Annotated in this window: 18 protein-coding genes; 4 read left to right on the forward strand and 14 right to left on the reverse strand. The window is 39.0% G+C overall.

Translation table 11 applies throughout. The features are described 5' to 3' along the window. Positions 1-29: 29 nt before the first annotated feature. The 13 genes from AC2SLN_RS12915 to AC2SLN_RS12975 all read right to left on the reverse strand — a co-directional run bounded on the left by AC2SLN_RS12915 (position 30) and on the right by AC2SLN_RS12975 (position 17,660). Entirely contained in the window at positions 30-1,124 is a 1,095-nt protein-coding gene (locus AC2SLN_RS12915; protein ID WP_486530467.1) for a DegT/DnrJ/EryC1/StrS family aminotransferase, read from the reverse strand. 2 nt (positions 1,125-1,126) lie between these two features. Continuing rightward, positions 1,127-1,708 carry an acyltransferase gene (locus AC2SLN_RS12920; RefSeq protein WP_486530466.1) on the reverse strand — a complete coding sequence of 194 codons (582 nt, stop codon included), beginning with the start codon at positions 1,706-1,708 and terminating at the stop codon, positions 1,127-1,129. 22 nt (positions 1,709-1,730) lie between these two features. After that, positions 1,731-2,681: a Gfo/Idh/MocA family protein gene (locus tag AC2SLN_RS12925; RefSeq protein ID WP_486530465.1), complete on the reverse strand. Its 951-nt coding sequence runs from the start codon at positions 2,679-2,681 to the stop codon at positions 1,731-1,733. A 29-nt stretch (positions 2,682-2,710) separates the two neighbouring features. After that, on the reverse strand, positions 2,711-3,742 hold the full coding sequence (locus AC2SLN_RS12930) for an NAD-dependent epimerase/dehydratase family protein (protein ID WP_486549063.1): 1,032 nt from the start codon (positions 3,740-3,742) through the stop codon (positions 2,711-2,713). A gap of 28 nt (positions 3,743-3,770) precedes the next feature. Continuing rightward, positions 3,771-5,060, reverse strand: coding sequence for a Vi polysaccharide biosynthesis UDP-N-acetylglucosamine C-6 dehydrogenase TviB (tviB, locus tag AC2SLN_RS12935; protein WP_486549062.1), 1,290 nt, complete (start codon positions 5,058-5,060; stop codon positions 3,771-3,773). Positions 5,061-5,131: 71 nt separating this feature from the next. Continuing rightward, positions 5,132-7,165 carry a polysaccharide biosynthesis protein gene (locus AC2SLN_RS12940; RefSeq protein WP_486549061.1) on the reverse strand — a complete coding sequence of 678 codons (2,034 nt, stop codon included), beginning with the start codon at positions 7,163-7,165 and terminating at the stop codon, positions 5,132-5,134. Between the two features lie 24 nt (positions 7,166-7,189). Then, complete coding sequence (locus AC2SLN_RS12945; RefSeq protein WP_486549060.1) at positions 7,190-9,442, reverse strand: polysaccharide biosynthesis tyrosine autokinase; 2,253 nt, start codon at positions 9,440-9,442, stop codon at positions 7,190-7,192. Positions 9,443-9,504: 62 nt separating this feature from the next. Continuing rightward, positions 9,505-9,936 (reverse strand): low molecular weight protein-tyrosine-phosphatase, encoded by a 432-nt coding sequence (locus AC2SLN_RS12950; protein WP_486530460.1) that lies wholly within the window; start codon positions 9,934-9,936, stop codon positions 9,505-9,507. 52 nt (positions 9,937-9,988) lie between these two features. Further along, positions 9,989-11,146 carry a polysaccharide biosynthesis/export family protein gene (locus AC2SLN_RS12955; protein WP_486549059.1) on the reverse strand — a complete coding sequence of 386 codons (1,158 nt, stop codon included), beginning with the start codon at positions 11,144-11,146 and terminating at the stop codon, positions 9,989-9,991. A gap of 357 nt (positions 11,147-11,503) precedes the next feature. Continuing rightward, on the reverse strand, positions 11,504-13,717 hold the full coding sequence (locus AC2SLN_RS12960) for an ATP-dependent helicase (RefSeq protein WP_486549058.1): 2,214 nt from the start codon (positions 13,715-13,717) through the stop codon (positions 11,504-11,506). A gap of 193 nt (positions 13,718-13,910) precedes the next feature. Beyond that, positions 13,911-14,942: an alpha/beta fold hydrolase gene (locus AC2SLN_RS12965; RefSeq protein WP_486549057.1), complete on the reverse strand. Its 1,032-nt coding sequence runs from the start codon at positions 14,940-14,942 to the stop codon at positions 13,911-13,913. A gap of 76 nt (positions 14,943-15,018) precedes the next feature. Continuing rightward, positions 15,019-16,134, reverse strand: coding sequence for a bifunctional 3,4-dihydroxy-2-butanone-4-phosphate synthase/GTP cyclohydrolase II (gene ribBA / locus AC2SLN_RS12970; RefSeq protein ID WP_486530456.1), 1,116 nt, complete (start codon positions 16,132-16,134; stop codon positions 15,019-15,021). 176 nt (positions 16,135-16,310) lie between these two features. Continuing rightward, positions 16,311-17,660, reverse strand: a complete 1,350-nt coding sequence (locus AC2SLN_RS12975) for a replication-associated recombination protein A (RefSeq protein ID WP_486549056.1) — start codon at positions 17,658-17,660, stop codon at positions 16,311-16,313. A gap of 136 nt (positions 17,661-17,796) precedes the next feature. Here AC2SLN_RS12975 and AC2SLN_RS12980 point away from each other — a divergent pair, with 136 nt between their 5' ends. Then, a complete protein-coding gene (locus tag AC2SLN_RS12980; protein ID WP_486549055.1) occupies positions 17,797-18,297 on the forward strand; it encodes a type IV secretion protein Rhs in 501 nt (166 codons plus the stop codon). Between the two features lie 389 nt (positions 18,298-18,686). Here the strand turns inward: AC2SLN_RS12980 and gltA are convergent, their stop codons facing one another. Continuing rightward, positions 18,687-19,967 (reverse strand): citrate synthase, encoded by a 1,281-nt coding sequence (gltA, locus tag AC2SLN_RS12985; RefSeq protein ID WP_486549054.1) that lies wholly within the window; start codon positions 19,965-19,967, stop codon positions 18,687-18,689. Positions 19,968-21,035: 1,068 nt separating this feature from the next. On the opposite strand from gltA, the gene sdhC reads away from it, so the two are divergent. The 3 genes from sdhC (at position 21,036) to sdhA (ending at position 23,862) form a co-directional block, all read left to right on the forward strand. Beyond that, entirely contained in the window at positions 21,036-21,413 is a 378-nt protein-coding gene (sdhC, locus tag AC2SLN_RS12990) for a succinate dehydrogenase, cytochrome b556 subunit (RefSeq protein ID WP_486549053.1), read from the forward strand. Next, complete coding sequence (gene sdhD / locus AC2SLN_RS12995) at positions 21,413-21,787, forward strand: succinate dehydrogenase, hydrophobic membrane anchor protein (RefSeq protein ID WP_486549052.1); 375 nt, start codon at positions 21,413-21,415, stop codon at positions 21,785-21,787. Before sdhC ends, sdhD begins: the two co-directional genes overlap by 1 nt. 224 nt (positions 21,788-22,011) lie before the next feature. Next, positions 22,012-23,862, forward strand: a complete 1,851-nt coding sequence (gene sdhA, locus AC2SLN_RS13000) for a succinate dehydrogenase flavoprotein subunit (RefSeq protein WP_486530450.1) — start codon at positions 22,012-22,014, stop codon at positions 23,860-23,862. Positions 23,863-23,868 lie beyond the last annotated feature (6 nt).

Raw genomic sequence — 23,868 nt, forward strand, 5'->3', positions numbered from 1 at the left:
TTTGAATCATTCTTTCTTTATCATAAGTTTTAAAGTTCCGGAGTTAAACTTTTTATTTGATTAACTATAGTACACAGATCTTCCTCACTCAAATAGGGATGCATCGGCAAACTAACGACTTTTTTTGAAACCAAATTACCAACTGGCAATTTACTAGAACTATCAGAAACAGCCGGTTGTTTATTAAGAGGGATAGGGTAGTGCACTGCAGTGGGGATGTTTTGCTTTTTCAATTCCGATTGCAAAACATCACGATTTTCAGTTTGTATTGTATATTGCGCCCAGGCACTTTCATTATAGGGTCTAATTAGTGGCGTTGTGGTAATACCGAAATTATTTAATTGTTCTGTATAGGTGCTAGAAAGTTTTTGTTTCGCTTTTATTTCATCATCAAGGATTTCTAATTTTGGTAATAAAATAGCAGCCTGTAGTGTATCTAGACGACTATTCACACCAATACGTATGTGATGATATCTTCGATCTTGCCCATGACGTGCAATTTGCCGAATAATAGTTGCTAAGTCTTCGTTATTAGTAAATATAGCACCCCCATCCCCATAGCAACCTAAAGGTTTGCTAGGAAAAAAGCTTGTGCAACCTATAGTTGTTAAATTACAAGATTTTTTACCTTTATAAGTTGCTCCAAAACTTTGAGCACCATCCTCAATAACAGGTAAATTATGTTTATCAGCTATGGCATTGATAGCGTCAAAATCTGCACATTGACCGTATAAGCTAACTGGAATAATTGCTTTAGTACGAGAGGTAATAGCAGCTTCTAAAAGCGTGGCGTCTATGTTATAGGTCTTTGCATCAATATCTACATATATAGGGGTTGCACCTAATAAGGCAACTGTTTCAGCTGTAGCAATATAGGTAAATCCAGGGGTTATTACTTCGTCTCCGGGCCCTACACCCAATGCCATTAAAGAAATTTGCAAAGCATCTGTACCATTAGCACAAGTAATACAATATTTGGCCCCATTATACTCGCATAGCTTTTCTTCAAGCTCATCTACTTCAGGGCCTAATATATATTGGCCATGTGTTAACACTTTTTGGATATTAGCTTGGATTTTATCGCCTATGCGTTCCTGTTGAGCAGCTAAGTCAATAAATTTCATGTCTATATCTCCTTAGTCAACTTACTATCATTAAGAATATATTTAGTACCTGTATGGGTACAAATGGCTTCTCCATTACCTTTAACTGGTAGGTTTAAACGTTCGCCAAATTCGCTCATCCATCCAATTTGTTTAGCCGGTACACCAACTAGTAGAGCATAATCAGGCACATCTTTATTGACTAAAGAGCCAGCGCCGATAAATGCAAACTCACCAATAGTTATTCCACATACTATTGTACAATTAGCTCCTAAGGTTGCTCCTTTTTTAACAAATGTGCTCATATATTCTGACTTTCTATCTACAAATGAGCGCGGGTTATAAACATTGGTGAATACCATGCTGGGTCCACAAAAAACACCATCTTCAAGAGTAACGTTGTCATAGATAGAAACATTATTTTGTATTTTACAGTCATTACCAATGATAACTTTATTACCTATAAAAACATTTTGACCCATAGAGCATTTTTTACCGATGACAGCACCAGCACATATATGCACAAAGTGCCAAACCTTACTTTCTTCACCAATTGAAGCACCGTCATCAATAATTGCAGTAGGATGTCGATAGAAATTACTCATTTTTATACCTTGTATATTTATTTTAGATTTTATTTTTTAAAAAGGGGTGGTACTCACCTTTTAATCCAATACTTTTTGCATCCCGAATATGAGCAACCGTATTTATAGCGGTTCTATTTTCTTCTAGGCCAAAACCATTACCTTTAAGAATTTCTTTATAACTGCGATCGTGTAAATCAGTAAATCCTCCTGAAAACTCGATTTCTTTACCATCTACAGTGATAGAACGAAAAGTTCTTTGCCCCGTAGAAAGAATCTCTTCAGGTATATCTTTAACATCTATTGACAGGAACCAACGGACACGAGCATTTTCATACTCCAAATATCCACCAGCAGTAGTTTCAGAAGAGAAATGAACAATATTATCTTGTAACTTACCAAAGATGAAATGCAACATGTCAAAGAAATGAACCCCAATATTAGTAGCTATACCACCAGACTTTTTTGAATCTCCTTTCCATGATTGTAAATACCAACGTCCTCGAGCTGTTATATATGTTAAATCTACTTCATATTTTTTAGAAATACTTTTGCTTTGAACCCTCTGTTTTAAATCTATAATAGAAGGGTGAAGTCTTAACTGTAATATAGTGTTGATTTTATGTCCTGTACTTTTTTCAATATCTACTAAACCATCGATGTTCCAAGGATTAAGTACTAATGGCTTTTCACAAATGGCATCTGCTCCATTTCTTAAAGCAAATCGCATGTGCGAATCATGTAAATAGTTTGGTGAACATATAGACATGTAATCAATCTTTTGATTGTTCGGATGCCTGCTTAACTTATCAATATGCCTATCAAATCTCTCAAACTCCGTAAAAAAATGAGCCTCTGGGAAATAACTATCAATTATCCCTACAGAGTCGTTAGGGTCATAAGCTGCAATAAGGTTATTATGAGTATTGTTTATAGCTTTCATGTGGCGGGGTGCAATATATCCCGAGGCCCCAATTAGCGCAAAATTTTTCATTGATGTATACCTCTTATTTTTAAATTAATTTAAAGAACGTGTTTATGCTTAACAAACCAAGCAATTGCTTCATCTATACCTTTATTAATATTGAATATTGGCCTATATCCAAGCATGTTTATGGCTTTACTAATGTCTGCTTGACTATGCCTAACGTCGCCTTCTCTAAAGTCGCGATAGACTGGTTCATCTTTATAAGTAATTGCATTATCATCCAGTGCAGATTTAATGGCATTGAATAGCTCGTTAAGCGTCGTTCTATCGCCTACGGCTACGTTATAGATTTGATTTTTGGCATCCGCATTCTGAGTCGTGGCTGCTAAAATATTCATTTGCACGGTATTATCTATATAGCAAAAGTCTCGGCTAGTTTCGCCATCACCGTTTACATAGACAGGCTCACCGATAATCATTGCAGCGGTCCATTTAGGGATAACAGCAGCATAGGCACCGCCAGGATTTTGACGCTTACCAAAAACATTAAAATAACGTAGCCCTATGCTGTTAAAACCGTAGACAGTTGCAAATACATTGGCATATAGCTCGTTGACATACTTAGTGACGGCATAAGGAGACAGTGGCTTACCAATGGTCTCTTCTACTTTCGGTAATCCAGGATGGTCTCCATAAGTCGAGCTACTTGCCGCGTATGTAAAACTTTCAACCTCCGCATCTCGAGCAGCGGTAAGCATATTTAAGAAACCGGAAATATTAACATCATTGGTGGTTATCGGATCTTTAATTGAGCGAGGTACAGAACCTAGTGCGGCTTGATGCAATACATAATCGACCCCAGAGCAAGCGTTTGTACAGGTCTTGAAGTCTCTGATATCGCCTTCAATAAATCTAAAGCGTTGCCATTGTTCATGAGATACCAGATTTTGAACTTCGTCTAAATTTTTTTGATACCCTGTTGCAAAGTTATCTAAACCAACCACAGTCTGATTCAGCTTTAACAGTGTCTCTAATAAGTTTGAGCCAATAAACCCTGCAACCCCGGTTACTAACCAAGTTTTTGGATGTTCCATTAGTGTTTTTTTGGTATTATCAAATTGTGTCATGATATATATTCCAAGGTTATTAACTTAGTTAAAGGCGAAGATCACTATGCTCTTTATCAAATACATATTTCAGATCATAAAGGACATGCTCAGATTTGCCTAACGATCTTACTTTATCAACTCCCATTTGTTTAAACTCTTGGTGGGCCACTGCCATGATAATTCCGTCGTAATCGTTGGATAGCATAGAGATGTCATTTATTGGCTTAATTCCATATTCATGTTCAGCCTCACTTGGGTCTACCCACGGGTCCACAACATCTACTTGAATATTATATTCTTGTAGTTCATGCACGATATCAATTACCTTGGTATTACGCACATCTGGACAGTTTTCTTTAAAGCTAAGCCCCATAATTAAAACTTTAGCGCCATCGACATGAATGCGTCTTTTTAGCATTATTTTTATAAGCTGGGTAACGACGTATTCACCCATACTGTCATTAAGACGTCTTCCTGCTAAAATAATTTCTGGGTTGTAACCAATGGCTTGTGCTTTATGAGTTAAATAGTAAGGGTCAACCCCGATACAATGTCCACCAACTAGACCAGGGCGGAAGGGTAAAAAATTCCATTTGGTTCCCGCTGCTGTTAATACAGCCTCTGTATCGATACCCATTTTATTAAAGATAACTGCTAACTCGTTAATCAATGCAATATTTACATCGCGCTGAGTGTTTTCAATGACTTTAGCGGCCTCAGCAACTTTTATCGATTCTGCTTTATGTGTTCCCGCTGTGATAATTAAGTTATAAACGTCATCTATAAAGTCTGCTACTTCTGGGGTTGAACCCGCAGTGACCTTTAAAATATTTGTTACACGGTGCTCTTTATCACCTGGATTAATGCGTTCTGGACTGTATCCTGCATAAAAATCTTGGTTAAATTTAAGCTTTGATGAGCGTTCTAACTCTGGTATGCAGACCTCCTCAGTAGCTCCTGGATATACTGTAGATTCATATACGACAATAGCACCTTTGCTTAACACACTGCCAATTGCTGTAGACGCTTTAACAAGAGGGGTTAAATCTGGTTGTTTATGAGCATCTATAGGCGTTGGTACCGTAACAATAAAAAAGTTACAATCTTTTAAGTCGTTGATATTAGAGCTAAATTTTAACTGTTTTGATTCTGCGAGCTCAGCATCACTTACTTCTAATGTATGATCTGTACCGGATTTCAATTCTTTAATACGTACATCATTAATATCGAAGCCAGTTACTGGTAGCTTTTTACCAAACTCTACTGCTAAGGGGAGGCCGACATAGCCTAGTCCAATTACTGCAATCCGGAGGTTATCAATGCTTAAAGTGTTCATTAAAATTATCCTTTACTAATAATGATTATGGAGTTAATTGTGATTCAGTTTTTATTATGGTATGGCCACTCTTAAGTAGTGGTATTTTCTTGATAGCCTTCTACGTAATGTTTAAATTGCTGTTTAAGCCACTCTATATCGTGTTTTTGTGCTCTTTTGGCAAATTCGTTAATAGTATTCTCAATACTACTAAGTGGAAAGCTGTGCTCAATAGCCTGCATGATTAGAGGATGATGAGTAGTCTCTACATTGTCCTCACCGATGATAAGCTCTTCATATAGCTTCTCGCCAGGACGTAGACCCGTGAATACAATCTCGATATCTCCTTCAGGATTACTATCCTCTTTTACATTAAATCCGCTCAAGTGAATCATACGACGGGCTAAGTCCACAATTTTTACTGGTTTACCCATATCCAATACGAAAACCTCGCCACCTTTCGCCATAGCACCCGCTTGAATGACTAAATTAGCGGCTTCGGGTATGGTCATGAAGTAGCGAGTCACATCAGAGTGTGTAACAGTTATTGGTCCACCTTGTTCGATTTGACGGGTAAATAATGGCACTACCGAACCTGATGACCCTAATACATTGCCAAATCGCACCATGCTGATACGAGTAGGGGACTTCTGAGAATCGCTATTTTTCAACAACTCGTTACTAAACCCTTGGCATACCAGTTCAGCCAAGCGTTTTGATGCCCCCATAATATTAGTAGGGCGTACAGCTTTATCAGTAGAGATAAGCACAAACGTAGCAACATGTGCCTCAATAGCGGCTTTTACACAATGATAAGTCCCTTTTGTATTATTTATAGCTCCTTCAAAAGGGTTATGCTCAACGATAGGTACGTGTTTGTAAGCTGCGGCATGATAAACAGTATCAACGTGATATGTGTCAAAGACATCTCTTAACTTATCTTCGTTGGTAACATTACCAATCAGAGCGACAATTTGTATTTGCTCGGCTAATGGTATATCTTTTTGTTGCACCATTAACTCTTGATGAATAGAATATAGAGCGTATTCAGATAGTTCATAAAGCACCAAACAGCGTGGCTGATTCTTCAAGATTTGCCGACAAAGCTCACTGCCAATAGAGCCGCCAGCACCAGTTACCACCACACTTTTATCTTTTATGTCTTGATGCAATAACTGAGTGTCAGGTTCTACGGTTTGGCGGTCAAGTACATCGAGTATGTCGACACGTCGCATAGTGCTGACAGTAACTTTTCCCTCTGCAATTTCTTGCAAGCTTGGCAGCTCTTTAATCTTTATAGAAATATCGGTCAAACCATCAATAATCTCGCGTCTTCTCGCTCGGGGTATAGAGGGCATTGCCAGAAATACTTGTGACACTTTAAGGTCTTTTACCAATGCCTTTAAATCGGATGCAAGGTAGATTTGCTTACCTAATATACGTCCACCTGTCAACCTTGAGTCATCATCGACAAAAGCCACAACGTTATAACGGTTTGAAACTTGCAGCGCTTCAAATAATTCTTTACCCGATGAACCAGCGCCATAGATAATCACATTATCAAGATGATCGCTATTACCACTATTCTTTAGGCTTTTACCTTGTGATTTTGTTAACAATACATACAGTGTCAAACGACTAGACCATACCCAAATAAGCAATAAAAATAAGTGAATCAAAGGTACAGAACGAGGGATATCATTTGACCAACCTGCAATATTAGTAAAAGCAAATACAATTAATAAACCAACAAAAAGCATTAACACCCGACGCATATCCGTATCAAAGAATACGCGTGATACCCCTTTATAGAAACGAATAGCGTACAGGCCAATAATAGGAATTAATGCATAGGCCGCTAATTTTATAGGGCTGATATGAAAGGCGAAGCTATCATACCGAAGTGATAATGCTATAAATAAGCAGAATATCGATGCTATATAATCTGAGATAATTAAGATGGCTTGCTTAACATTACGCGGTAACGCTAAAAACCATCCAACCAAATGGTTTATGTTATGTAATGAGATACCTGCACTATTAGTCACACTAAAAGCGCCAGCCGAATGCTGAGTACTCTTACTTTCGTGTGTCATTGTTTGCTTTGCTTTATGCTGAGTCGTCATATCTACGTTACTTATGTTTAAAAGCTATTTTTTAGTAGCGTTATTGGGTGTGTAAGCGTATGAGTAATGGTAGCTGTATTTATCCATCAGGCTTTTTGTCATGTCATTGAGAACAATACCATCAACAGTTATATTGCCTTTATTCATCTGTTTAATAGCATACGCTAACTGTCCTTGTATAGACTGACCATATCTTGTGACCATAAGCACTTTGTCAGCATACTGTGCAATAATAATGGCATCAGTTGCAGCCAACACAGGCGGAGAGTCTATAATGATATAATCGTACATTGAAACCAGCTGTAACATGAGGACTTTAAGACGGTCAGTAGACAATAGAGATGAAGGGTTGTGTGGGTGGTTACCACGAGGCATGAAGTCGATATTCTCAAAACTCGTCTTCTGTATGTAACCTTTGGGCTGAGCGTCATCGACTAATAGGTAATCAGATAACCCAGTATTTTCAGATACGCTAAACGTTTTATGCAGTTCTCCTAAGCGCATATCACCATCAATTAGCAAGATTTTCTTGTCCAATTGCGAGAATGTTTCTGTTAGGTTTGCGGTTATAAAAGATTTTCCAATATCAGGACTTTCACCACTAATTAAGATCACTTGGCCTTGTGGGGTATTAGAAGTTGGTTTCCCCGCTGGATTAACATTGGGCATACCATACATTAGATAGGTTCTAAGGCTTTTGATACCCTCATAACTCAAGCTATTATGGTCAACCATCGCCAGCAAACGATCTCCCCCTTTTTTATGTTTTCCTAGGCGTTGGGTTGCCTTAGAGCGGGGGATTGTGGCAATGACAGGTACACCCGTTTTAGCCTCAATAACTTCTGGATCATTAACTGTGTGGCGCATTAAGTTTTTAAGTAATACAATAGCATTTCCTAAAATCGTGCCTATCAATAATGCTAACAGCCATATCTGCTGTTTTTTTGGCGCAATGGGTTGAAAGGTACTAATAGGCCTATCGATAACACTCACATAACCAATCTCGCCAGCTCGTGCAATCTTGAGCTGCTCGTAGTTTTTGAGCATAGTGAGATATATTTCACGATTTATCCCCATGTCTTCAGAGAGTTGCATAAATTGGCGCTGAATTTCAGGTAATTGTGCTGTGGTTTTTTGAATTTCTTGTTTTCGTTTGTTCAGCACATCAAGCTGTTCATTAATTTGAGTAACAAGGGGGTGTTCAGAGGTATAAAAAGTCTCTAACTCGGCTTTTTTTAAGTTAAGTTGATTGAGTTGGGTGTCAATACGCGAGTTTTCTGTAAGCAATAATTCAGCTTCTTTGGAGACGTCAATCGTGCCATATTTTTCACGGAACTCATTAAAGGCTGCCTCTGATTCTTCAAGCGTTTTTCTAAGCTCAGGTATTTGACTTTCCATGAACTCAATAGTTGTCGTGGTCTGTTGTGAGCCTCGATCTTGGTTTTTGTTGACATATGAGGTAACAATATGTTCAAGTATGTTGGTTACTTGGTCTTGATTAGGCCCAGTGAGTGTTAACTGAATAATGCCCGTTTGATTACCACGCTCTGAAACTGATAAAGCACTATTGAGAGCATCCGTTACTGCTTTAACAGACTGTTTAGATATATTGATAGGATATGGGTTAGTGGGTAAAGACTGCACATGAATATGTATCTCGCCATTTTTAGTACTAAACGTTGTTGGCTTGCCGATTTGTCCGTTAAATTTATCAGTGCCATGGCTTAATTGAAAGCCTGTTTCTGTAGAAGTTAATTGAAACTCTTTACCAATATAGGCTTGAGGAACTTCAAAAGCGCTCACACTGACTGGGCCACTAACGGTGTCAAGGGTAACGTTATTTTCAGTATTAATTTGGGTGGGCACACTACCACTTTGTATGCGATCGATAAACCCTATATTTGGGTCGCTAAGGGAAATATCTAATTGCAAAGCATCAACAACCGGTTGTAGAACCATCCTAGAGTTAATTAACTCACGCTCCGTTTGTGCTGGGCTAACATCTTCACCGACTAAGTCTGAAATATTAGCCCCCAGACCTGTAATGCCCTTAGATTTCTCATCGATTTGCACTAAAGCATCAGTTTGATAAGTCGGCTGCACATAACGGCTATAAATAATACCCAACAGTAAGCCTAACAATGCACAAATAAGGACGGTTTTCCAGCCACGCATGATGAACGAAAGTAGCAATAGAAGATCAACTTCTTTGTTATCCTCATTGTGATTGGGTGTTTTTTTTGACGTATTAGTCGGCTTTGATTTGTTGATACTCATAAATTATCACTAATATTAAATGGTCAAAATAATTAAATGGTCAAAATATTTTAGATTAAGGATTAATTAAGTCTATCCTGCCAGTCTGCTAAACTCTCAGTAATATCATGATAGGCTTTTTCAAAAGCGCTTTCTCCACGTCTATATGGGTCTGCAATATCCTTGTCACGCCATACCCCCAATCTGAAAGTTTTACCACGGCAATAAGGCCATTTGGACACAATCCATTTGGTTTGACTGTCTGTCATTGTTAAAATCAAATCTGAATTTAAAACCATGTCTTCATTAATTTGCTTAGCGATATGATCGGTAATATCAATACTGCTATCTGCCATTAATTTAATGGCATTTGGGTCAGCTGGATGGCCAATAACTGCTGAAATTCCAGCTGAATCTATCTTTTTGTTTGGATACCGTGATTGCAGTATCGCTTTTGCCATTGGGCTACGACAGATATTGCCCACGCAAACTACTAAAATGTTATTCAAAGCCATGGCAATAGTAACCTGTCACCTTTTTAAATACGTAAGAAATCAGATAAAGTGGTTATAAACCTGACAAAATGGAAATGGTTGAGGCCGAAGGTAATATCGAACTAATAAATCGTGACCAACGGGTTAAACCGGTTGGGTCAACATAAACGATATCATTAGACTGCATCTCGAATCGATTTGCGAGCGCCAAATTGGTCACTTGCTGTAAATCAACGTAGTAGATATCGGTGTAAGCAGACCTTCCGTGATCACGGACCACATAAACTTTTGCCGCGTTAGCTGTACGAGAGTCCAATCCCTTTGCTTCGCCAATTACTTGAGCTAGGCTAATGCCTTGATCAGGTATTTCTAGAGGTTCAACGTTACCAAACTCGCCAAGTACATATACTTTATTACGGTCTTTGTTATTAATGTGAATAGAGTCGCCATCTTGCAAATAAATTTGACTGGCAGACACGCCCATCTTTTGAAGGTCTCGCAGCCCTAAATTATATCGGACACCTTGTCGAATAAGCTCAATATTATTGGCATCTCCAGATGGGTTTGCCCCGCCCGCTAAAGATATTGCGCTATAAAGGGAGACAGGGGTGTCTGCAATGCTAAATTCGCCCGGGTTTTTTACCTCACCATCAATAAAAAACTTATTACCGCGGTAATTTAAGATTTTAACTTGCGGATCAGGATACTTTAGATAGCGTTGTAATCTCGTACGTAAATTAGTAGTAAACTGAGAGACGCTAAGCCCACTTGCTTTGATACGTCCAATTAGTGGAAACTGAATATAGCCCTGTTGGTCAACTGGATATCCAGAAGCATAAGGATTATTAGAGTTAGGATAAGAGTTTGACATTATTTCAGGGTAGCTAAGGAGCTTAATATCTAGCACATCCCCTGGACTGATACTATAATTGACAGATTTCGATGTTCTTAACAAATCTTGCACTTGCGAACGGCTGGTGTGACCTTCTGAATTATAGGTCGCTTGAGAGCTGCTGTATGCGCCACTTATAGAGTCAACACTTGGTAAGTTAGTTGCAGTGAGCGGTTGTACATTAAATTGCATACCATTATCAGCAACAAAAGCACCATAAGGTGGTAAGTCTCCGGAGTCTAAGCCAGAGTTTATACTTGCGCATCCTGTCGATAAACCAATAACTAAGATGCAACTGATTTTAGTTATGAATGGAGGCTGTTTTATTATTAAGCTCATGTTGGCTCTCTATTATTATTGTTAACGATTTGGAGCTATACTCAAAAATTCAAAAGACTGTTTACCTTTTATAACGTGTTCTCTTGCTAACATTTAGGTTGTCTAACAAATTTAAGAAGTATATTTGTATAATTGAATGAAAGTCTGATCCTTTATAAGTATGCAGAAATTAAGCAATTGAAAGGGTTAAACAAAAATAGGTAAACTTATTGATATATTTCGAGTATAAGTTTTAATTGGTCATTAGAATATGACACGGCATGCCAACTCTGCTTAAAAACAGATGGCATAAGTTTATTTTCCGACAAACGGTTTTTAGGGGCTTCTGAATTGTTTGATAACCTAAACCTAAATAGCCTACCACCATTGTGGTTTATTTTCTGGCGTAACGCTCTGTTTCGTCTCCCTGTTAATCACTTTATCTGCGGGCACTTCAGCAACAAATCGCGATACCTTATCAAAGTATCCAGAATAGCTTGCAAAGTAGTCTGGCGCAGTGAGGTACAATCGAAATTTCGCACGGCTACATGCCACATAAAATAACTTACGCTCCTCCTCCATTGCCTCAAAGTCATCTGCCGAGCGATAATGAGGCATTAGGCCATCGACTAAAGCATTTAGGAATACCACAGACCATTCAAGACCTTTAGCGCTGTGAATGGTGGATATGGTAACCGAATCTTCATTTTCTAACGCCGGTTTATCCAGCGTTGCTACAGAATCATTAGGCGGATCGAGTGCTAAGTGCTCTAAAAAATTATCCATACTGACGTGCTCTGCGGCAAGATTCTTTAACACACGGAAATCCTCAGCACGTTCACGCCAATTCTCTTCTAAGGTTTTTAAAATAGGAACGTAAAAGTCAATAATTTGTTCGATGATTACTAAAACGGTTTCGGATTGACTGGCTTTGGTAAGGATGTGATACAAGTCACTCAATTGCTCATTTTTTTTATTGAATGTAGGATCAAGTAGCGGTTCAAGAGAGTTGTTACTAGCATTGATAGCGTTTGTTAATCTCGTTGCGGTCACTAGACCAACACCTTTAAATATAGTTAAGATACGGTGCCATGAAATGGTGTCATTTGGATTGTACAGTACTTTTACAAAAGCCAATATGTCTTTAATATGACGTTTTTCAATAAATTTAATACCTCCGACAACGATAAAAGGAATACCTCTTTCCATAAACTCAAGCTGAATGTGGTTGGACTGAAAAGAGGTACGGCAAAGCACGGCAAAGTCGTTATAGTCGAGTTCGGGTTTTAGCTCAATGAGAGTGTCGGCTATAAACTTAGCTTCTGCTGCTTCGTTACTTTGTCGGCAAAATACCGGTTTGTGGCCGGCAATTGGCAGATCTGAAAAAAGCTTCTTTTGATAACCTAAGGTAATTTGTTCTGACAGCGCATTGATATAGTCAAGTACGGCAGGCGTACTTCGATAATTTTGCTCAAGTTTTATTAACTTGGCATCGGGATAAGTGTCGCCAAATAGCAGTATGTTTTTGTAGTTGGCCCCTCGAAAGGCATAAATACTTTGATTATCGTCGCCTACAACCATTAATGAACTGTCTATATAAGGAGAATCAGTCTTACAGATTAAATCAATTAGCTGTTTTTGGGGAATGTTGGTATCTTGATATTCATCCACCATGACATGACGATAGGTATCCTGCACCGCTTTTTTGAAGGATTTATTGCTTTTTAAGTGAGTGACTACTTGGCTAATAATGTCATCAAAATCGTAAAGGTGGTGGGCACGCTTGTATTTATGAAATTCCTCGGCAAGCTTTTCAATAACTGGAATATGGATGGCAATATCAGGGTAGTCATTTTCAACTAAATGACGAATAAGAATTCGGCGATTTCTTGACGTTGAAATGATAGTTTGTAATGTCTTTTTACGCGGAAATGCCTGCTTTGCATTTTTCGCGGCATAGTTATTCTCTTTACAAATTAGATCAATAGCATCTTCACTGTCAGCAGTGTCTAAAATTGTAAATTTAGGGTTAATACCTAGTAATCCTGAGTAGCGACGCAACAGCATATGACAAAATGAATGAAAAGTGCCACTGGTTAATTGACTGAAATGACTCATATCAACGAGGTTATCATTCGTACTTATAGTGTTGCCACTGGTGTTGGTGCTATTTTTGCTATAGGTATAGGTATCTGCCAACAGTTTTTGAGCTCGGTTTTTAATTTCATTGGCCGCTTTTCGGGTAAAAGTAAGGAGAAGAATACTACTCGTGGATACGCCATTTTCGATGAGATAACTGGTGCGATAAGTCAAAGTTTTGGTTTTACCAGAGCCCGCACCCGCAATGACCAAAGCCTTTCCTGAAATAGTTGTGGTTGCTAAAAGTTGACTGGGGTTTAATTCACTAATGTAGTCAATTTTAAATTTATGGGTTAACTTTTCATTAAGCGCTTTGCTATCCGCATCGGTGGTAACTAAGTTGCCTTCTAGTTTTTTAATCGAGTGACGTAGGTGTGAAATCTTATCTCTGACGTCTTGAGTTAATAACGGGTAGTTGTAGTCATCTGTTGTAAATAATGTATCCGTCGACATGATAGGCTCACTCCTTTTTGCATTTATATTTTTATAGGCGGGCACGGTAGTATTAATAGTATATCTAGGCTGATAATAAGATTAAAAAGGGGATTGATTTAAATAAAGTGGCTTATAGCACCGTTGACGAGGTAAGGTAATAGGAGTATATCAAACGTTGGGTTCAATACTTTTAACTATTCGCTATATATAGTCAAGCATAGTTATAGTCATGCAAAAACGACTTCAACTCTTGGATAAATGTAAGAGGCGCATCCATAGGAATGGCGTGTCCAGAATTAGATATTTCAACCGCTTGTGCATTGGGTAACATATTACATATTTTATATTGCCATTTGGGATCGTATAACTGCGACTGTCCGCCAATTAGCATCGTAATAGGTGTCTTAAGATTTGGGAGTGCAGACCTGTAATCGTAAGGTAGGTCTATGTAGGCCTGAACGCCACGTAGTTTTTGCTGCCAAGTGCTGTGCTGGTAAAATGCCAACTTGCGTGCAGGCTTATAGCTTGTGGCATTCACAAGCCACTGTGAATGTTTACGTCCAACTGACATCAACGAAAAGGCGCGCTCCATTTCTGTAATTTTTCGTTTAACTGAGTAGGGCAGATGAGTAAATTGAGGCGCATTTTGAGAATTAAAATAAGGAAGTGCGACCGCCATAACCTCTTTGAATTGAGCAAATACGTCATCTTGTTTGGTACCAAAAACGCCACCTTGCCAATCAGGTTGGTTATGAACAATAGGAGATTGATCGATATTCAGATAACGCCTTACCTTGTTAATTGGTTTGCTCATTTGACCGAGAGAGGAAGAGGTTGATTGTTGACGATTAAAGTACGCCCACATAACCAAAGCCCCCATCGAGATTGCAGCGACATCAACCGCATCCGTTTTGTGATTGATACAGATATAAGTGAGAAGCTGTTCAACATCATCAGCATATTGCTCAATAAAATCAAATTGAGTCGTTGGAGTATTGGCGGATAAACCAAAGCCGCGAAAATGCGGTAGATAGAAGCAGAAATTTTTAGCCAAAGGCAATATAAAAGGTATAAATTGACGAGCATCCATGCCAAAGGCATGTAAAAGTAACACTGGCTGACCTTGACCAATAATAGTAACAGGCAGTTCAAACCCATCAATACATTTAACATATTGCAGCCGAGTCTTTAATGACTGCAATAGGTTAGGCGTTAATTTTTCAACAATATTTAAAGGCTGCATCTTATAGGTGGTTAAGGTCTTATAGTTAATTAAGCTTATAGGTAATTAAGCGCATTCATCTTAAATAGACATTCGGCTAGGCCTCTTGATCAGGAAACTCTATACATTCAACAACATTAAGCTCAAACCCAGAAAGCGCATTAAATTTAAGGGGACTAGAGAGTAAGCGCATGTCACGAACCCCGAGATGACGTAAAATTTGAGCGCCAACGCCTATGCTAAGGTAGGGTCGATTGGACAATGCAGAGACTGACTGATTTTTGCTAGATCGTTCAAGTACGTCGCCTAAATCAACAGGATCGTTATTACCTATCCAGACCAACACTCCACGCTCAGCTTTGCTAATCTCTTTAAGTGAGTTTTGTACACTCCAACCGCTGCGACCCGTTTCATCATTTTTAGCAGAAAATAAATCTCGCAATGGGTGAAAGCCATGCACACGTACAGTGCTCACGCCTTCAACAAGGTTTCCTTTAACAAGGGCGATGTGAGTCTGTTTACTGCCAATTTCTTGGAATTGGTGCAGCATGAAAGTGCCAAAGTCTGTTTCAAACTGACGTTGACTTATCTCTTCGACAGTTTGCTCATTAGAAATGCGATAGTTAATAAGGTCGGCAATCGTGCCAATTTTTAAATTATGTTCAGCGGCAAACACTTCTAAATCATCGCGACGAGCCATGGTACCATCAGGATTAATAATTTCCACAATAACAGCTGCAGGCTCAAGTCCAGCAAGACGGGCTAAATCACAGCCTGCTTCCGTATGCCCCGCTCGGTGTAAAACCCCACCGTTTTGGGCCATGATAGGAAAAATATGTCCAGGTTGAACGATGTCATCAGGTTTTGCAGATGATGCAACAGCGGCATGAACAGTACGCGCTCTATCGGCAGCTGAAATACCTGTGGTAACTCCTTCAGCCGCTTCAATTGAAACTGTGAAATTTGTGCTGAATTTTGCACCATTTCGATCACTCATCAGTGGTAGCTCTAATTGTTTACAGCGTGCTTCACTTAAAGTCAGACACACCAATCCACGCGCATGAGTAATCATAAAGTTAATGTCTTCTGGGCGTACATGCGTGGCAGCAATAATGAGGTCGCCTTCATTTTCGCGATCTTCGTCATCCATAAGGATAACCATTTTTCCTGCACGAATGTCGTCGATGATGTCAGTGATGTTATCTAATGCCATAAGAATCTCAAATAAATATAGGTAATAAAGTCAATCGTTAAGAATGTGTGTTTATAATCAGCGTTGATAAAATATCACTATTGTAACCCTTACACAGGGTAAGTGCCATGAATGCTTAGTTTTACTTTAAGGTCTGATTGAGAGTTTTTATATTAATTCAATGCTAAACGTCTATGCTAATCATTCGCTGCGGCTTGCGATTTTAGCCACGCTATGAACTGTTTACTGTGTTGTTCACGTTGGTTATCTGCATAGTCGTAAAACTGTGTGCCAACCAAACTGTCAGGTAGATATTGCTGCGGCATAAAGTGGTTAGGATAATCATGGGGATAGATATAATTGTGCCCATAGCCTTGCGATTTCATCAGATCGGTTACGCCATTACGTAGGTGTAGCGGCACAGGCGATTGGTCTTTTTGAGCCAGTTGCATGGCTGAGTTAATCGCCTTGTAAGTACTGTTACTTTTAGCAGAAGTCGCTAAATAAACAACCACTTGACCTAGAATAATTCTTGCTTCAGGCATACCAATCATCTTCACGCTACGTAAAGCGGCATCTGCTAACAATAGAGCGTTTGGATTGGCATTCCCAATATCTTCACTGGCGAGAATGACTAAACGACGGGCAATAAATTCAGGAGGTTCACCTGATACAAGCATGCGAGCCATCCAGTATAATGCGGCATCTGGGTCAGAACCTCTAACCGATTTAATCATTGCCGATATAATGTCGTAATGTTGATCCCCATTTTTGTCATAGCGCTGTAGCGCAGTTTGCGCAACACTAGCGATCAGTTTATTATCAATAATAATGGGTTGCTGTTGATGGTTGGATGCCTGAACGGCCATTTCAAGTAGGTTCAGTGCTTTACGTGCATCTCCTTGTGCCAACTTTGCAATTTCGGACGTAGCTCTAAGCTGTATATCAATTTTAGATAAGATTGTATCTTCAATAACCGCTCGTTCAAGTAAAGCATGGATTTGCGAGTCATTAAGCGGCTGTAGACGATACACTTGACAGCGAGAGAGTAAGGCATTATTAACGCTAAAAGAAGGGTTTTCAGTGGTTGCGCCAATTAGGGTAATATCGCCAGACTCAACAGCGCCTAGCAAAGCATCTTGTTGGGACTTGTTAAAGCGATGAATCTCATCAATAAATACCACAGGTGCAGCAAACTCTAAACCTGATTGGCTTGATTGCCCTTTACTTGAGGGTCGCTTAGATGTACCCGCATCCAAAATTTCTCGAAGCTGTTTCACGCCAGTGTTTATAGCAGACAGAGGGTAAAAGGGTCGTCCAACGGCATCGGCAAGTAGCATAGCAATGGTTGTTTTTCCTATCCCAGCTTCACCATGCAATATTAAAGAGGGCAGGTGACCATGCTCGACAAAACGGCGGATAGGAGCACCTTCTGCCAATAGATGTGTTTGACCGATTACCTCATTAAGCGATTTTGGTCTGAGACGTTGTGCAAGTGGTGTATCAGAGTGCAGAGGTTTAGCTGAATTTACATTTAGATTAGACATGAGAGGATTACAGCTTAAATTGCACACAATTGCAAGGGTAGAACCATTAAATGTAACGTAATTATAGGATAAAAAATTGCTAACATGAGGTATTTACTCGTATATTTAGCAAATTGGTTTAATAAGAGATATAGGCATGACAATAAAAATATTCTCAAAAGTTAATAACATGCTAAATGCGATATGTGGTGCAAGCAAGTCAAGAGCATTGACGTCGGCTGAAGCCATAATGGTTAAGTCAGTATTTGGCAATGCCTTGGATTTGAGTAATGTCAAAATCAAAACAGCATGTTGGGTGCTAAAAGGATATGCTATTAGCCCTAACGGGAATATATATTTTAATAAGCAGGATTGGACTGAAGATTTCACTCATGAATCGTTAGGTAAACGAAGTTGGTTAATACATGAGCTGACTCATGTGTGGCAACTTCAACAAGGTTTAAAAGTAGTACGAGGTGCCATCATAAATCGCCGTTATCGCTACGTGTTGACTGAAGGTAAGTCTTTTTTTAAATATGGCATTGAACAACAGGCACGTATGGTACAAGATTACTTTATACACAGAGAGCTTGGACGTGACTGTCGGCCGTGGCAGGCATGCATTCCATTTTTAGAAGTGTCAGATAGTACAAAATAATCAACTCTGTAATATGGGTAAGTCTACCTGCTTACCATCAATATCTTAAAAAAGTAGGTAATTGTAGAGCAGGGGGATAAAAGCTAGCTTTGATTAAACATGGCAGAAGGCTTACTAAGCTAATTAAGTATATTAAGCGCATAAAGTTAAGTGAATTTACTAATAATGATTAAGGCTGCGGTTTGTTCTTAGTCTGCAAAATGGTGGAAGTTAGGCAGTATTGTGCAAGTTATGCAGTAACGGTTTAAGAAATACACGGGAGTTATTCAATAGCCAATCCATCTAATAACTAGTAGAGAATAAAGACACCTAAAGAACAAAGACACCGCCAATTACTCAAATTGGCGGTGTCTTCTACGATTCTGTAATTAGTGTTAGGAGACTGCTAATTATTTACGGTCTTCTATTTTTACAAAGTCACGCTTGGTTTCGCCGGTGTATAATTGACGAGGACGACCAATTTTGAATGGTGCACTGTGCATTTCTAGTAAATGGCTGATCCAACCAGATGTACGTGCTAGGGCAAAGATAACCGTAAACATTGAAGTTGGGATACCAATTGCTTTTAAGATAATGCCAGAGTAGAAGTCAACGTTAGGATACAGGTTACGTTTTACAAAGTATTCGTCTTCTAGTGCTATCTTTTCAAGCTTCATAGCCAGCTCAAGTTTAGGATCTGTGATACCTAGAGCACCTAAAACTTCATCGCAAGTTTCTTTCATAACTTTAGCGCGTGGGTCAAAGTTTTTATAAACGCGATGACCAAAGCCCATAAGCTTCACTTCTTTGCGTTTCACTTTTTCCATGAAGTCATCAACGTTCTCAACTGAACCGATTTCATCAAGCATCTGTAGTACTGCTTCATTAGCACCACCATGCGATGGACCCCAAAGTGCAACGATACCTGCTGCGATACACGCATAAGGATTAGCACCAGTAGAAGCAGTCAAACGTACAGTAGAGGTAGAGGCATTTTGCTCATGATCTGCATGCAGTGTGAAAATTTTGTCCATTGCTTTAGCAATAATAGGATCAACTTTGTAATCTATATCAGCTGGCGTAGCAAACATCATATATAAAAAGTTTTCTGCATAGCTAAAGTCATTACGTGGGTACATAAAAGGTTCACCCTTCGTGTACTTATAACTCATTGCAGCAAGCGTTGGCATTTTAGCGATTAGGCGAATGGCAGTAATATCACGTTGTTTTTCATCAGTAACGTCTAAGTTATCATGATAGAAGGCAGATAGAGCACCTACTACACCAACCATAACAGCCATTGGATGCGCATCACGGCGGAATCCATCAAAGAATTTGCGTAGTTGCTCATGAACTCCTGTATGAGAACGTACCTTTTCATAGAAGTCAGCTTTTTGTTCAGCATTTGGTAAATCGCCATGTAATAAAGCATAGCAAACTTCTAAATACTCAGCATTATCGGCTAACTGGTCGATAGGGTAGCCACGGTGTAATAATTCACCTTTTTCGCCATTAATGAATGTGATTTTTGATTCAACTGGTGCCGTAACTTTAAAGCCAGGATCATAAGTCCAGTACCCAGCAGTTTGAAAGGCTGCCACATCAAGTACCGGACGTCCTAAAGTACCTTCCAACATGGGAAGTTCGTATTCTTCTCCATTTACTTTTAAATAAGCTTTATCGTTAGCCATAAAGTCCTCTTAGTAGTTGATAAAACAGGGTAAAACCTGTGATTTAAGTTAAATACTTAACAGGTTGGGATATGTTACCCCTCATAATTAATAAGACATAATTATAGAATTAATTAATAAGGAGCTTCATTTTTTAAGATATTATTATATTAATCTACGGATAGATTAATATATCTATATAATTAAATGGGTAGAAACTCTTAAATAAATAATCAAATTCAATATTAAAAGTAATAAATATAGCTCTTTGCTATAATTAGCAATTATATTTAAGCGCTGTAATACCCTTCTTTTTAGATAAACTCAGTAAACTTTTGTTTATATATAAAACGATTCGTAATATAACAAGTCATCATAGCATTTATAACGCAATACCTACCCATCAGTCAATCTTCATCGCTATTTTAAGTGGTATCAATTTGACGTTACCACTTGATCTATAAGCGGTCTGATGCAATCGATATTTTTCTTTGACATATATTGTTGCAATTTAATTAAATAAAGATTGATAAGTTATGAGCTGATAACAGAAAAAGTTGGCTCTCAAAATTTAACAGAAATTGCAAAGTCTTAACGGTGTACTAATTTTAAGTATTTCATTTGTAATTGGTAGCAACAAACTTTATAATCAATATAATTGGATGCTGGCTTGCACTAAAATACACCTTAGATGTTGAATCGTTATTATCATCTAGATCTATTTGAGAGAATATTCTTCTATAGACCTAAACCCGATAAAAAACCGTCTTAGGGAGATGTGGCAAGTCGCCAGCGCTATTTACTCAATACTATGGTTACTCTATTTTATTATTGAGTTCAGCGTAAGCTATAGCATCGAATCTATATATCCTAATTCTATTGAATTAATTAACTATCTGTCGAAAGCTTCTGGTTGTCGAAAGCTTCTAGGGTTTTGAAACTTGATAATAGTTAGTTAGCAACTCCTTAATTTATCCGTCTCGTGTATTTGTAATACGTAGGACTTATGACGTTAAATTTTGAACGCCTATCAGAGAGTTACCGCGTTATTCAAAAAAGCACGAGTGTCAACTGCAAAAGGACGCCGCTGTGAAAAGCAACCGACCGATTGATTTGCCTTTAAGTCAAGTGATTAGCGTCAACAAATCACCAATAGCAAGAGCTTCGATAATGCATCGTGCCTCTGGGATCATTTTGTTTTTATTGATTCCAGTTATGCTATGGATATTGCAATCTTCTTTAGCATCTCCACAACAGTTCGAAGCTGTTTTTGACAACGTACTCCTGCGCTTTGTTGCGTGGATTTTTGTTGCCGCAACCTCCTTCCATTTCGTGATGGGTGTGAAGCATTTATTTGCAGACATAGGATTGAACGAAGAGCTCAACTCTGGAAGAACTGCTGCAATAATTAGTTTTGTAATTGCCGCTATATTGATAGTGCTATCATTTATATGGGTGATGTTCTAATGAGAAATGATTCTGGGATTAAAAGTGCAACCGGCCTTACGGGTTCAGGTTCTCGCGATTGGATTATGCAACGTATTAGTGCTGTTATTTTAGCAGTGTACGCTATTGTGTTAGTTGGTTTTTTCTTAACACATGGTAACGCTAGCTATAATGATTGGGTTAGCTTTATGATGAGCTTGCCAATGCGCCTTCTTAGTATGTTAGCGATTCTTGCATTGGTTGCCCATGCATGGGTTGGTATGTGGATTGTACTAACGGATTATGTTAAATCTACAGGGATGCGTATTGTGTTACAAGCCCTGATTATTACGGCAATTTTAATATTTCTCTTCTGGGGATTTATGATTTTCTTCAGTCTAGGTTTTAGAGTCTAATCTCTAACGCCTAAACAGAGTATGCTATTGGAATAACTTTAAAGATATTACTTATAGAGATTAGTCTAATTTGCAATACTTGGTGATTTATCCGGTCTACAGATCGATTTAATACAATTTTAAATTAAAGTGAGCCTGTCTGGTGATGCGTAGTTAAATATACTCATTTTTTAGCTTCCTGAGCCAGCTTGTATGACGACTAACGTATTCATTAGGAAAACGTAATGGCAACTAGACAAGATAATACAATTAGCAATATTCAACACCTTAATTATGATTCTGTCATTGTAGGCGGCGGTGGCTCGGGTATGCGTGCAGCCTTACAGTTAGCAGAGGGTGGCATGAAAGTAGCTGTGCTTACCAAAGTGTTTCCAACGCGCTCTCATACTGTAGCTGCTCAAGGTGGTATTGGTGCTAGCCTAGGTAACATGAGTGATGATAACTGGCATTTCCACTTTTATGACACAGTTAAAGGGTCTGACTGGTTAGGCGACCAGGATGCTATTGAGTATATGTGCCGTGAAGCACCTAAAGTGGTTTATGAGCTTGAGCACATGGGTATGCCGTTTGATAGAAATGAAGATGGTACTATTTATCAGCGTCCATTCGGTGGTCACACCTCAAATTACGGTGAAAAAGCAGTTCAACGTGCATGTGCTGCTGCCGACCGTACGGGTCACGCCTTATTGCATACTCTTTATCAAAAGAATCTTGAAGCCGGTACAGAGTTTTTCATTGAGTGGATTGCGCTTGATTTAATCAAAGACAAAGCAGGCAATATTAATGGTGTGGTTGCCCTTGAACAAGAGACAGGTAGAGTTGCTGTATTCCAAGCGACAAACACTGTATTAGCGACAGGTGGTGCAGGTCGTATCTTCACTGCATCTACGAATGCTTATATTAATACAGGTGATGGCTTGGGTATGGCAGTTCGTGCAGGCATTCCATTACAGGATATGGAGTTCTGGCAGTTCCACCCCACAGGTGTTCATGGCGCTGGTGTCTTATTAACAGAAGGTTGTCGTGGTGAAGGTGCTATCTTACGTAATAAAGATGGCGAAGCGTTCATGGAGCGCTATGCGCCAACGGTTAAAGACTTGGCACCACGTGACTTAGTGTCACGTTCAATGGACCAAGAGATTAAAGAGGGTCGTGGTTGTGGTCCTAATGCTGATCATATTGTCATGGATATGACCCATTTAGGTGTGGAAACAATTATGAAGCGTCTACCTTCGGTGTTTGAAATCGGTAGAAACTTCGCTAATGTTGATATTACCAAAGAGCCTATTCCAGTCATTCCAACCATTCACTATATGATGGGTGGTATTCCCACTACTATTCATGGTCAGGTTGTTGTACCAGATATTGATGCTGGAACTGATGATGAGGGTTTGTATACTGAAGGTAAAATCGTTAAAGGCTTATACGCTATTGGCGAATGTGCTTGTGTTAGTGTCCATGGTGCAAACCGTCTAGGTACTAACTCATTGCTCGACCTTGTTGTATTTGGTCGTGCAGCAGGTAAACATATTATTGACGAGTTCCACACGACAGAACGCACCTATAAGCCAATTGATCCACGTGTATTAGACTACACAATGGGCCGTTTACATAAGCTACAAAGTTCGACAGAAGGTTATAATGCACAAGAAGTTGCTGATGAGATTCGAGCGCTAATGCAGAAGCATGCTAGTGTATTCCGGACCCAGGCACTTATGGATGAAGGTGTTGAAAAGCTTCTGGCCTTGAAAGAAAAAGTAGACAATATTCATCTTGATGATAAGTCCCAAGTGTTCAATACTGCTCGTATTGAAGCCTTAGAAGTGGCTAACCTTTATGAGGTAGCAAAAGCGACTATGTTGTCTGCTGCTAATCGTCACGAATGTCGCGGCGCACATACGGTATTAGATTATGACCGCCCAGAAGATGACGCAGTTGCCCCAAACGGTCGTAATGATAACGAGTGGATGAAACATACTCTTTGGTATTCAGAAGACAACAAGATTATTTATAAGCCAGTTCGCAAAGTGCCTTTAACTGTTGATTATGTAGAACCAAAAGTACGTGTTTACTAAGCTTTT

It is taken from the genome of Psychrobacter sp. CX90 (assembly GCF_057396305.2).